The following is a 12,142-nucleotide window of genomic DNA, read 5'->3' on the forward strand; positions in this document are numbered from 1 at the left end:
TGATGAGATTAACGCAGCAGTTATAGAGCCCATTAAGTTACAAACCTCCCGGCGCGATTTAATCCCCCCTAGATTGAACAAATTCAATTCAAAAAGATCAACACGCTTTAATGTACCTACTATGAATAGGGTAAATTTATATAGCAAATTTGGCCAAATTTAAGCATGTTGAATTTTACAATTTATTATTACGAAATTTTCAGCTGATGGTTGACACTTATATCAACGAGTTTACTTGTTAGTTATATTTCATCTGGTACAATCTGTCAGTTATTCGTATAAAACGATGTGTTGTGATTAATTCGAGTGGGAATTGAATGAGAATTTTTAAAGCTAAAAGCCCAGCAGGATTTGCTGAAGAGTATATAGTTGAATCTATCTGGAACGGCGATTTCCCTCCAGGTTCAATTCTACCTGCAGAGCGTGAGCTTTCTGAGTTAATTGGTGTAACCAGAACAACCTTACGTGAAGTACTGCAACGCTTAGCCCGTGACGGTTGGTTAACGATTCAGCACGGTAAGCCTACAAGAGTAAATAACTTTTGGGAAACATCAGGGCTGAATATACTTGAGACTCTAGCGCGTTTAGATGAAGACAAAATGCCTGAGCTAACAGATCAGTTACTATCTGCACGCACCAATATTAGTGCTATTTATACTCGTGCAGCTATTAAATATAACCCTGAGCGTGTTATTGAAATTTTATCTAAAAGCGATGAGCTCGAAGACACAGCACAAGCTTTTGCTGATTACGATTATAAAGTTCACCACGAATTAGCTGTTGCGGGTAATAACCGCATTTACGTACTTATACTTAACGGTTTTAGAGGGTTTTACTTTAAAATTGGTTGTCATTATTTTTCAGACGCAGGCACTCGCCAGTTAGCACGCCAATTTTATAAAGACCTAACCGTATTGGCTGAAAAACGTGAGCACGATGGTGCGATTTCGATGATGCGTAAGTTTGGCCATCAAACGGGTGAAATTTGGCAAAATATTAAGGGCGATATGCCTTCCGATATCATGGATTAAATACTTTTTAAAACCTGCAGATGCAGGTTTTTTTATAGCCGTAATAAAGTTTTAATATCTGTTCGGTATTTTCGATTGTATACATCGCTAAATACGATTGTTCTTTTTTCCTTATTAAATTTAAAATGCCATGTAATTATGTGTTGGCGCTATTGTTTTTTAATTTTTAGCGCCCATATAAGTATCAGCATTGCGTATGCAATCGACAACAAACTCAAAATATTTGGAGAATAAAATGGGTGTATTAGTAGGCCGCCAGGCACCAGACTTTACCGCTGCAGCTGTTCTAGGTAATGGTGAAATTGTAGATAGCTATAACCTTCATGAAACAATTAAAGGTAAAAAAGCAGTAATCTTCTTTTACCCACTAGATTTCACGTTTGTATGTCCTTCAGAACTTATCGCATTTGATAAGCGTTATGAAGAATTCCAAAAGCGTGGCGTAGAAGTAATTGGTGTTTCTATCGATTCACAGTTCTCACACAACGCATGGCGTAACACGCCTGTAGCAGACGGCGGTATTGGTAAAGTTAAATACGCACTAGTTGCAGACGTTAAGCACGAAATTTGTAAAGCGTACGACGTTGAGCACCCAGAAGCGGGCGTTGCATTTCGTGGCTCTTTCCTAATCGATGAAGAAGGTAACGTACGTCACCAAGTAGTGAACGACTTACCACTTGGCCGTAACATTGACGAAATGATTCGTATGGTTGACGCACTAGCATTCCACAGCGAAAACGGCGAAGTATGCCCAGCTGGTTGGGAAGAAGGTAAAAAAGGTATGGACGCAAGCCCTGAAGGTGTTGCTAAATTCCTATCTGAAAACGAAGGCGAGCTATAATCTAGCCCTACGTTTTTAATAAAAAACCGCCAATTGGCGGTTTTTTTGTTTTTAGTATGCCCATTTAATAATGGGCTATATTAAATTAAAACGAGAAGGTTACTTTAGTGTAGAAGTAACGACCACGTGGGTTGTGTACTCCCGACGCATAACCGTAGAGATCCGAATCGCCATCACCAATGGCAAATGGTGGCTCTTCGTCAAACACGTTATTTACACCCAGCGACACTTTCGTTGCATCACTTACACGGTAAGATGTTTGTAAATCTACCAGTGCTTGCGAGTCAACCATTCGTGATGTATTACTATCAAAGTCTAAGTTACCGTCAAAGTCTATATCTGGGGTATCTTCAAACTCGCCTACATAGCTAATATTTACGTTGGTATTAAATTGGCCAATTTCCCAGTTAGTAGAGAAAATCCAACGGTGCTCTGGATAATAGTATTCACCCGTGTAATCACGACCATCTTTTTCAAACTTGTTCTGGTATGCCCATTCTAAGTTAAATTTAAGTAAGCCTAAATCATCCAATGAGTGGTTGTAATTTGCTGATAAATCAACACCAGACACTTCTTGCGAAGAGACGTTTTCAAAGGTGCTGTATATTTTTTGAATAGTCCCTAAGCTATTACCGCCACTAGGGGCTAAGCGTACACATACAGTGCTATTTTGGTTATTACACTCAGAGTTATAAATTGGGCCAAATTCTTGCTCATCAATTTTATTATCTTGAGTAATACTCCACACATCTACGCTTAAACCAAACTCAGCAGAAGGGGCCCAAATAAAGCCAACATTCCACGATTCTGACTCTTCAGCTTCTAGGTCAGGGTTACCAGCAAATTCAATGTTGTAATCTAGCGCGTCACAATCAAGGCCGGTTGCTTCACAGCGGTATGTATCTACAAAAAACTGACTCTCCTGTGATGGACCTAAACCTACTTGTGCAAGCGATGGCGCTCTAAACCCTTGTGCCCACGAACCACGAATGGTTATTTCGTCAGTCGGTGCCCAACGTAAAGCGACTTTAGGGTTTGTTGTATTACCAAAGTCGCTGTAATCATCGTAACGACCAGCTAGTTGTAGCTCTAGGTTTTCAGCAAGTGGGATTGAGAATTCCACATAGGCTGCGTATTGGTCGCGCTCTGCTGCAGCAGACACAGACTCAGTACCAAAAATTAAACCGCGCTGAAATTGGTCATCCGGTGTATCGGTTACATCTTCTTCACGGTATTCAATACCTGCGGCCATCATAACCACATCATCACCAAAGCTAAATGCTTCACCAGAGATGTTAGCGTCGAATGAGGTCATATGAGACTCACCGCGGCGTACTAGGCTTGTGGTAATTCTGTCAATGACTTCAGGGCTGTTATAGGTGCCACCAAATGGGTTGTAGTTACCGGCATCAATCTCTTGTTGTAAAAAGTCGGTGCGTACCCAGCCTTGTGAGCGATCGCCCGTTTGCATTGACTTACTACGGCCTTTTTGAACAGCAGCTTCCCAGCTCCATTCGTTTATTTCACCTCTTAGACCGGCCACAAATCGTAGTGTGTCTGACTCAATATCCCATTGGCGAGCGCCTGCATCCACTGTGCGGTAGCGGCCAATTTGGATATCTTCACCAAACGGATTATTTGGGTGGCTAGCGGGTACAGTTAAACCTGCGTCTTCATCAAGTGGCGTAGGGGCGCCGGCTGCCACAGAGGTATTATGCTGTACTGCCATTTCTAAAAAGCCAGTAATGCCGTTATCAAAATTGTATTCAAATTGAGAAATAGCACCTACGCGCTCAGACTCAGGGGCAATATAACCAAATGGGCCGTAATCAAATAAACAACTGCCGCTTGCTGTTGCGTTTTCTGCGGGACAATCAGGGTCAATTGTTTTTACACCATCAACATAAAAGTAGCCAGGAAAGCCACGAGAAGAGCGAAAGTCTTCGCCGCCATAAGGCGATTGATTAGCGGTGCCTAAACTGCCCATTTCGTCTGATGAAAGCGAAGTGTTTTTAAAGTAGTCAATAATAATTGAGGCGCTACTTTTTTCGCTAGTCGTACCCCATACTAAACTTGCTGTTGTTTCTTCGTAATTAGGGCCATCGGTACCGCCGTAGCCTAAGTTTAGTTCAACGCCATCTATGTCTTTTTTCAAAATAACGTTGACAACGCCCGCTACTGCATCAGAGCCATAAATTGCTGATGCGCCATCTTTTAAAATATCAATGCGTTCAATCGCCGATACCGGAATACTATTAATATCGACAAATGAGTTTGTAATACCTTCGGCAAAGGCACTAATAGCCACACGACGGCCGTTGATCAATACTAAGGTAGCATCAGCACCTAAACCGCGTAGGCTGACCGCCGCAGATCCATTTGCAGTTGAATCTTGATTGTTGCCGCGAGTAGAGAAAGTACCGCTGCCTGCCACTGGCATTCTTTCGAGGAGCTGTTGAAGGTTATCGTAACCCATGTTTTCGATATCTGCTTTGCCAATAGATTGTACAGGCGAAGGTCCTTCGATATCGGTGCGTTTTATGCGCGAACCTGTTACTTCAATGCGTTCTACTTTTTTTGCTTCTTCAGCAGCATAAGCTGTTGTTGTAAAACCTGCTGAGAGTGCGATTGTAGCACCTGCAATTATGCTAGGTGTAAATGCAATTGATTGCTTCATCCTTAAGTCCTTGTTGATATGTTATAAATTTAGTTGCTTAATACCAATTCGCGATAATACTTAATCATTTTGAGGGGCTAAACGTGTCGCTATCTGTGTTAAAAAATTCTCTTTTAGAACAACTAAATAACGAACTTTTTGCCTAGCTATCAACACGTTTTTCCAACCTCAAAATAGAACAATTAATTAAGCGAATTGGTATTACAAGCGCTGATATTAATATCATGTAACTTAAGTGTTATCAATCTTCACCCTTTGCGATTTTAGTATGAGTTTTTGAAGAGTATTGAGGGAAAAATATTCAATAATAGAAACAAAGAAAAAGGATAGACAAGGCTAAATTACTCGCTTTGCACTATAAATTTTGCACACTAAAATGGGCGTGTATCTAAAGAAGTTAAAAATATAAATAAAATGTAATAATTTATTTATACTACGCACGGGGATGAATTAAATAAAGCTGAGGGTAATTTGATCAGGTTGTTTTAAATTCAACCGATGAGAACTTAAAAAAAACGCCTAAATAAATTAGGCGTTGTGCTTATACTTTGTGTTTCATGAGGCGTTCTTTCTCACGCGACCAATCTTTATTTTTGCCATCTTCACGTTTGTCATGCATTTTTTTACCTTTAGCTAAGTGAAACTCAAGTTTCACCCAACATTTTTTCCAATACATGGCGGTGGCAACAAGTGAGTAGCCCTCTCGCTCAGTGGCACCGACTAATCTATCAAGCTCTTTGCGGCTTAATAGTAGCTTACGATAACGCATAGGATCGCAGATAACGTGGGTTGAAGCGCTATTTAAAGGCTGGATTTGACTGCCTAACAAAAAAGCTTCGCCATTTTTAAGATGAATATAAGTTTCTGAGATATTTACCTTACCAGCTCGGATACTTTTTACTTCCCAGCCCTGTAGTTCAACACCTGCTTCAAACTTATCGTGTAAAAAATACTCATGACGCGCTTTTTTGTTAAGCGCGATGGTATTACTGTTCGATTTTGATGATTTTTTCTTAGCCATAGTGCCCTATAATATACGTATTAAGAGATGTTTTACATCGATTTTTTACATGCGCCTTTAAAATAATCAAGTGAACTTAAGACCATGAAAATTTGGGGAAACGCGCAAAGCTTGCTAAAATTCGCCCACACAGTTGGGAGTGAGTATGCCACAAATAGAAAAAAGTGCGCTGGTTATGTACAGCACTAAAGAGATGTTTGACCTAGTTAATGATGTAGAAGCTTATCCGCAGTTTTTACCTAATTGCTCAGACTCTAAAATCGTTTCGCAGCACAATAATAACATGACCGCGAGTTTAGAAATATCTAAGGCCGGTATAAAAAAGTGGTTTACCACTGAAAACACCTTTATAGATGAACAAACTGTTCAATTAAGGCTTGTTGATGGCCCGTTTAAAACATTAAAGGGGCGTTGGCATTTTCAAGCGTTAGATAATAAGGCATGTAAAGTTGAGCTTAAGCTTGAATTTGAATTCTCTAGCAAGCTTATCGAATTGGCGTTTGGTAAAATATTTAATGATGTAGCCAAAAATATGGTTAGTGCATTCACGCAACGTGCAAAAGATGTATACGGAGCAAGATAATGATTAGCGTTGAGATAGTTTTTGCATTACCGACTAAAGCAACCACATTAACGGTGGAAGTAGCGCAAGGAACCACAGCCGAACAAGCTGTTATTCAATCGGGGATCATTGATAAGTGCCCTGAAATAGATCCAACTGCGCTTACACTAGGGGTATGGAATAGAACAGTAAAAGCGCATTACGAATTAAAAGATGGTGACAGAGTTGAAATCTATCGCCCACTTATCGCAGACCCTAAAGATGCTCGAAGAAAGCGTGCAGAAAAAGCAAAAGAGGAAGGTCGAGCAAATAAAATTACCGGTGGTCGTCCTTTATAAAAGTAACCAGTATAGGTATTAAAAAGGTGAGCCATGCTCACCTTTTTAATACCTAAAGCGTTTACTGCTCTAGAGGAGTATCAAAGTTTTCGGGTTGATCATAATCACCCGAAACAGCAACCAGTTTTTCATTTTCAAATTTAATCACCAATTCTTTATGCTGCTCATTATCGCGGCCTTTGTTAAAGCTATACACATAACGCCAGGTGCTATTATCAAAGGCATCCTCTGCAATGGGACGACCTAGTACATAAATAACTTGCTCTCGCGTCATATTTACACGAAGCTTATCTACATCTGATTGCTCTAAAAAGTTACCCTGTGGGATATTGATTCTATATACCCAGCTAGAACAACCTGCTAAAGAACTGAATGTGAGAGCAACGATAAGCCAAAGAGAAAAAGTTTTTAACGACTGCATTGTTAGTTGTGATCCTTATTTTTTATAATCTGCATAATACCGATTAGTCACTGAAGGTAAAACCCTTTTAAGAAATTGTTTTTAGTTACGAGGGTTAGGGCAAGGTTTTGACCACAAACACACACAAAAGTTTAAGTATAAATATAAGCAAGGAACACAAAGTACCCTCAACGTGGTATTTGTATATAGTGCAAACGCGTTTAGGCCACTGGTATACAGGTATAACAACAAATGTTGATAAGCGCATAGCTGCACATCAAGCAGGTAAAGGTGCAAAAAACCTAAAAGGCAAAGGCCCTTTGGTTCTAATTCATCAACAAAAGGTAGGCACAAAGAGTGAAGCCAGTAAGTTAGAGTGGCAAATTAAAAAATTAAGTAGGACTCAAAAAGAGCATTACGTCCAGCATCTAATGATTAAGTAGGGCTGTGGCATTTTTTAATGCATTTAATTTATTACGATAGCGGGCTTTGTCATAATTAAATTCGGCATTTATACCCGCCAAGCGCATATAATGTGTTGCCTGCTTTATATTGCCGGTAAAATAATACGCTCGCGCAAGGCCAAAGTGGCTTTCGTGTAGTTTAGCGTCAATTTTATAAGCGCTTTTAAAATGCTTAATCGCTTGAGAGTAGTTTTTAAGTGCCAGCTCACTATTACCCAGTGATATATGGTAATACGGGTTAGCTTGGCGCTTTTTATTGAGCTGTTTTAGCATTTGCTGGCCCTGTTTAGCGCGGTTACTTAAGGTGTACAATACAGCAAGGTTACCTATGGCAGTGTGGTTATTTTTATCAAGCAATAAAGCATAGTTATAAGCCTGTTCGGCTTCTTTTAAATAATTAAGCTGCCTAAATACAATGCCTAAATTCCCCCAGCCACCGCTGTATAATGGGGCGGCTTCAACTGCGGCACTAAAGTAGCTATAAGCTAAATTATAATTTTTATTTACTAAAGCTAGAGCGCCTTTATTGTTATAAAACATAGCCGTAACAAACTCTTTGCTTAATGGGCTGGTTTTTAATCGTTGTTTTCTTATATTCGGGTCAAAATCTATGGTTAACTGTTTATCACGTTGATAAACCATTGTGGCTGGTATTGTTTGCATAAGCGCATTGTCAATTGATAAGTTAATATGTCCTGTTAGTAAATTAACCCCTTTATTCATTGCCCAATATTCAGGAATATGAACTTTTTGAAAGCGCGCTTTTATGCCTAAATAATCGGCTAAGCTATACGCTAATATCGATAACGACAGGCAATTAGCGTTTAAATTAGCGTAGGTTTGCGATGCACTCAGCGTGGCGCCACTTTGATAAGTTAACGAGCTATCGCCGTTTTTTAATAAAAAACTTAAAATACTGTTTGCTAAGTAATGCGCGCTTCGCTTACTGGTTAGGTGGGCATCAAGTTGGGAGGTGATTGTTTTATCGAGCTTAAATATGTCTTGCTCGGTTTCAACGTTAATACGGTTAAAGCTTGGATGGTTTGCAAGGGTCAGCGGTGGCGGCTCACGCACTGTGCTGTTACATGCGCTTAAGTATAAGCAACTACTGAGTAATAATGCGTTAAAACAAGATATGCTCATAAACCACCTCCAACATATTACATCTATAAGTGTAGATGCAATATGCGAAGGTAGTTTATTAAAGTGTTACAAAACGTGTTTAGTGGTGTTTTTCAAAGGTGGCCACGAGTGCATCGAGCGCTTGAGCGCTATTTGCTAAATCGCGAATTGCTTGCTCTGTGTTTATTTGCTCATTCATAGCACGGTCGCTAATTTCACTTATTTGCTCAATATTACGTCCTACATCGGCAACCACGTTACTTTGTTGCTCAGTAGCGGTGGCAATTAAAGTAGCCATATCGTTTATTTGATTTGCTGTTTCGCTTATAGCATCAAGCAACTCAACAGAGCTCTGCATTGCGCCTACACTTTGTTGGGCCTTTTGTTTTGATTGACTAATATCGCTAACCACATCTTCAGAAATAGTGGTTAACTCTTCAATCATAGACTGAATTTCGGTGGTTGATTGCGAGGTACGATTAGCAAGTGCGCGTACTTCATCGGCCACTACGGCAAAACCTCTGCCGTGCTCACCAGCACGAGCCGATTCAATGGCTGCGTTTAAGGCCAGTAAATTAGTTTGCTCTGAAATGCCGCGGATAGAATCAACAATACTCGCTATATCAATTGTTTTTTTAGAAAGCAGTGTTACTTGCTCCGTAATACCATCAATGTCAGTGGCAAGCGCTGAAATAGAGGCTTGGCTTTGCAGTACTTGCTGATGGCTTTGACTGGTGTTTTCTTGACTGCTTTGAGTGAGCTTGGCTGCATTAGCTGCGCTTTGTGCTATTTCTTGTACTGTTGCGCCCATTTCGTTGATGGCTGCAGCCACCGAAATGGTTTGCTCTTTTTGATTATCAATAGACTGCGAGTTGTTTTTTGCTTGTTCAAATACATGGTTAGAGCTTTGGCGTATTTCGGTACTTTCGTTAGCCACTTGCTTGATGGCAGTTTCAATTTTATCAATAAATTGATTAAAGCCATGGCTTAAATTATTTAGCTCGGGCTGATTAGACTCTGGCAAACGGTAGGCTAAATTAGCATCGCCTGATCCTAAACGTGAGAACAGTTCAGCCATATCAGAAAGCGGCGACGCTAAAGAGCGAGCTAACAAGTAGCTTAGAATACTAGCCACAAGTGCAATAACGATCGTAAAGGTAAAAATTTGCCACTCCAAAGTACTTACAGTTGCAAAAACTTCACTTTTTGGTACTTGGGCTAATACGTATAAGTCGGTATTGGCTATTGGCATTGCAGCTAAAAATGTGGCTTCGTTATTTAGTGTCAATTCTGTAATTGCAAAGCCAGAGGGGTTGAACAAAGTGCTATGTACATTACGGCCATAAAGTGTGTCTATGTTTACTTTAGCCACTTTATTTGCATCTTTGTGTAACTGAATTAGGCCGCTTTTATCTGCGATAAATACAAAACCTGTTTGCTCAATTTTAAATTGTTGTAATAGCTTTTGCATGTCGGTGATGCTTTTTGCAAGCCCCGCTAATCCAAGGCCATTTGTTTGTTGATGATTTACAAACATTTTTACATCAGTCGGGGATTCTTGATAAATACTGATTGAGTACGGATTATTTGAATTGGTAAAGCCAAAAAACCAACCATCCGCCGCATCGTTTTTAAGTACGCGTAAAAAACCGTCTTGGTTCCAATATTGTGCTGTATCACGGTTGGCCCATGACGCCGTTGCTAAATCAAACTGCTTTGCTACGCGGTTTAATTCTTTGAGCAGTAGTGTGTCGTCTTGGTTATTTGAGCGTGCCCACGCTAAGATAAATTCATTTGATGATAGTTGCTGTGCAGCGCCTAGTAGTTCGTTTATTTCGCCACCAATTTGATTGCTAATGCTATGTAATTTGCTGGGTAGCTCCGATTCAATCATACGTTGCTCTATAATATCTTCAGAGCTATATAAAGACGTTAAACCAATTAATGCAGCTACACATATTGCTATGGTACTGCCTAAAATGGTAATTTTTTGAGTGATAGTTAGGTTTTTTATCGTCATATTATTTAACTTTACAACTAGGTAGATAGCCATGTTAGCACATTATTAATTAAGCGCTAATTATTGCAATATATCTAAAAGGGTATACTCGTTACTTTTTTTACTTGCACGAAAAAGCCCACAGCATATGCATGTGGGCTTGGTTTCTAACAAGCGAAACTAGTTATACAATTTTCTTCATTGCTGACATGTAGCCGCGCAGTCTTGCGCCAACAATTTCAACAGGGTGCTCACGTAGTGCCGTGTTAATTTGAATCAATGTTTGGTTATCTACTTGGTTACTTTGCTCATTTAAGCCTTTACCGATAACATCGGTGTCGATGTTTTTCATAAAATCGGCAAGTAAAGGTAAACACGCATGGTTGTATAAGTAACAGCCGTATTCTGCAGTATCAGAAATAGTACGGTTCATTTCGAATAACTTTTTACGTGCTATTGTGTTGGCAATTAACGGTGTTTCGTGTAACGACTCATAATAAGCCGACTCGTCAATAATGCCCGCTGCAGTCATGGTTTCAAATGCAAGTTCAACGCCCGCTTTAACCATAGCAACCATTAAAATACCGTTATCAAAAAACTCTTGCTCCGAGATTTCTACATCACCAGCAGGGGTTTTCTCAAAGTTAGTTTCGGCTGTTTCAGCGCGCCACTTTAGTAGGTTTGCATCATCGTTTGCCCAATCTTCCATCATTACGCGCGAGAAAGTACCGTCGATAATGTCATCTTGGTGCTTGTTATAAAGCGGGCGCATAATAACTTTAAGTTCTTCACTTAGTTCAAATGCTTTTACTTTTGCAGGGTTTGATAAACGGTCAAGCATGTTAGTAACGCCGCCGTATTTAAGGGCTTCGGTAATTACTTCCCACCCGTATTGAATTAGTTTTGATGCATAACCTGCATCAATGCCTTTTTCAACCATCTTATCAAAACATAAAATAGAACCCGTTTGTAACATGCCACAAAGAATTGTTTGCTCACCCATTAAGTCTGATTTAACTTCAGCAATGAACGATGATTTAAGTACACCGGCACGGTGACCACCGGTACCCGCGGCATAGGCTTTAGCCTGCGCTAAGCCATGACCTTGTGGGTCGTTTTCAGGGTGTACTGCAATAAGCGTAGGTACACCAAAGCCGCGTTTGTATTCTTCGCGTACTTCAGAGCCTGGGCACTTTGGTGCAACCATGATTACCGTAATGTCTTCACGAATTTGCATGCCTTCTTCAACAATATTAAAACCGTGCGAGTAAGCAAGTGTAGAGCCTTGTTTCATTAAAGGCATAATGGCAGTAACAACGGCCGTATGTTGCTTATCAGGAGTTAGGTTTAATACTACGTCAGCACTAGGAATTAGCTCTTCGTATGTACCAACAGTAAAGCCGTTTTCAGATGCATTAAGATATGATTGACGACGTTCATCAATTGCTGATTGGCGCAACGTGTATGATACATCTAGACCTGAGTCGCGTAAGTTTAAACCTTGGTTAAGACCTTGTGCGCCACAACCAACAATAACTAGCTTTTTACCTTTGAGTGCATCTACACCGTCGGTAAATTCACTTGGGTCCATAAACTCACATTGAGCTAGCTGCGCTAACTGCTCGCGTAAAGGTAAAGTGTTAAAATAATTCGCCATGTTAGTGTCCTATAATTCGTGTTTGTTAGA

At 40.1% G+C, this 12,142-nt stretch carries 11 protein-coding genes; 5 read left to right on the top strand and 6 right to left on the bottom strand.

The genetic code is table 11. The annotated features are described in order from the left end of the window. Positions 1-317: 317 nt before the first annotated feature. Together fadR and AN389_RS02295 are read left to right on the top strand one after the other, a co-directional pair. Positions 318-1,031 (top strand): fatty acid metabolism transcriptional regulator FadR, encoded by a 714-nt coding sequence (gene fadR / locus AN389_RS02290; protein ID WP_055014083.1) that lies wholly within the window; start codon positions 318-320, stop codon positions 1,029-1,031. A gap of 235 nt (positions 1,032-1,266) precedes the next feature. Continuing rightward, positions 1,267-1,872, top strand: a complete 606-nt coding sequence (locus AN389_RS02295) for a peroxiredoxin (RefSeq protein ID WP_055014082.1) — start codon at positions 1,267-1,269, stop codon at positions 1,870-1,872. Between the two features lie 85 nt (positions 1,873-1,957). Here AN389_RS02295 and AN389_RS02300 read toward each other — a convergent pair whose 3' ends face one another. Further along, entirely contained in the window at positions 1,958-4,549 is a 2,592-nt protein-coding gene (locus tag AN389_RS02300; protein WP_055014081.1) for a TonB-dependent receptor, read from the bottom strand. Positions 4,550-5,090: 541 nt separating this feature from the next. Next, complete coding sequence (gene smpB, locus AN389_RS02305; protein ID WP_055014080.1) at positions 5,091-5,570, bottom strand: SsrA-binding protein SmpB; 480 nt, start codon at positions 5,568-5,570, stop codon at positions 5,091-5,093. Between the two features lie 145 nt (positions 5,571-5,715). Here smpB and AN389_RS02310 point away from each other — a divergent pair, with 145 nt between their 5' ends. Beyond that, entirely contained in the window at positions 5,716-6,153 is a 438-nt protein-coding gene (locus AN389_RS02310; protein ID WP_055014079.1) for a type II toxin-antitoxin system RatA family toxin, read from the top strand. Continuing rightward, on the top strand, positions 6,153-6,470 hold the full coding sequence (locus AN389_RS02315; protein WP_055014078.1) for an RnfH family protein: 318 nt from the start codon (positions 6,153-6,155) through the stop codon (positions 6,468-6,470). The genes AN389_RS02310 and AN389_RS02315 overlap by 1 nt, the downstream gene beginning before the upstream one ends. A gap of 61 nt (positions 6,471-6,531) precedes the next feature. Here AN389_RS02315 and AN389_RS02320 read toward each other — a convergent pair whose 3' ends face one another. Then, the gene (locus AN389_RS02320; protein WP_055014077.1) at positions 6,532-6,891 is read right to left on the bottom strand and encodes an outer membrane protein assembly factor BamE; all 360 of its coding nucleotides are present in this window, start codon (positions 6,889-6,891) and stop codon (positions 6,532-6,534) included. Positions 6,892-6,998: 107 nt separating this feature from the next. Between AN389_RS02320 and AN389_RS02325 the strand changes: the two genes are divergently transcribed. Beyond that, positions 6,999-7,313, top strand: a complete 315-nt coding sequence (locus tag AN389_RS02325) for a GIY-YIG nuclease family protein (protein WP_055014076.1) — start codon at positions 6,999-7,001, stop codon at positions 7,311-7,313. Here the strand turns inward: AN389_RS02325 and AN389_RS02330 are convergent. The 3 genes from AN389_RS02330 to ilvC all read right to left on the bottom strand — a co-directional run bounded on the left by AN389_RS02330 (position 7,299) and on the right by ilvC (position 12,112). Next, on the bottom strand, positions 7,299-8,477 hold the full coding sequence (locus tag AN389_RS02330) for a tetratricopeptide repeat protein (protein ID WP_055019190.1): 1,179 nt from the start codon (positions 8,475-8,477) through the stop codon (positions 7,299-7,301). The two genes, AN389_RS02325 and AN389_RS02330, sit on opposite strands and share 15 nt — an antisense overlap. 79 nt (positions 8,478-8,556) lie before the next feature. After that, complete coding sequence (locus AN389_RS02335) at positions 8,557-10,476, bottom strand: methyl-accepting chemotaxis protein (RefSeq protein ID WP_055019270.1); 1,920 nt, start codon at positions 10,474-10,476, stop codon at positions 8,557-8,559. Between the two features lie 163 nt (positions 10,477-10,639). Then, positions 10,640-12,112: a ketol-acid reductoisomerase gene (gene ilvC, locus AN389_RS02340; RefSeq protein WP_055014074.1), complete on the bottom strand. Its 1,473-nt coding sequence runs from the start codon at positions 12,110-12,112 to the stop codon at positions 10,640-10,642. Between the last annotated feature and the right edge of the window lie 30 nt (positions 12,113-12,142).

The sequence above is a fragment of the Pseudoalteromonas sp. P1-7a genome, from assembly GCF_001401855.1.
Lineage (GTDB): Bacteria > Pseudomonadota > Gammaproteobacteria > Enterobacterales > Alteromonadaceae > Pseudoalteromonas.

Excerpts from the sequence above, each read along its gene's own strand:
- fadR (WP_055014083.1), top strand. The coding sequence starts at position 318 with ATGAGAATTTTTAAAGCTAAAAGCCCAGCAGGATTTGCTGAAGAGTAT.
- AN389_RS02295 (WP_055014082.1), top strand. The coding sequence starts at position 1,267 with ATGGGTGTATTAGTAGGCCGCCAGGCACCAGACTTTACCGCTGCAGCT.
- AN389_RS02300 (WP_055014081.1), bottom strand. The coding sequence starts at position 4,549 with ATGAAGCAATCAATTGCATTTACACCTAGCATAATTGCAGGTGCTACA.
- smpB (WP_055014080.1), bottom strand. The coding sequence starts at position 5,570 with ATGGCTAAGAAAAAATCATCAAAATCGAACAGTAATACCATCGCGCTT.
- AN389_RS02310 (WP_055014079.1), top strand. The coding sequence starts at position 5,716 with ATGCCACAAATAGAAAAAAGTGCGCTGGTTATGTACAGCACTAAAGAG.
- AN389_RS02315 (WP_055014078.1), top strand. The coding sequence starts at position 6,153 with ATGATTAGCGTTGAGATAGTTTTTGCATTACCGACTAAAGCAACCACA.
- AN389_RS02320 (WP_055014077.1), bottom strand. The coding sequence starts at position 6,891 with ATGCAGTCGTTAAAAACTTTTTCTCTTTGGCTTATCGTTGCTCTCACA.
- AN389_RS02330 (WP_055019190.1), bottom strand. The coding sequence starts at position 8,477 with ATGAGCATATCTTGTTTTAACGCATTATTACTCAGTAGTTGCTTATAC.
- AN389_RS02335 (WP_055019270.1), bottom strand. The coding sequence starts at position 10,476 with ATGACGATAAAAAACCTAACTATCACTCAAAAAATTACCATTTTAGGC.
- ilvC (WP_055014074.1), bottom strand. The coding sequence starts at position 12,112 with ATGGCGAATTATTTTAACACTTTACCTTTACGCGAGCAGTTAGCGCAG.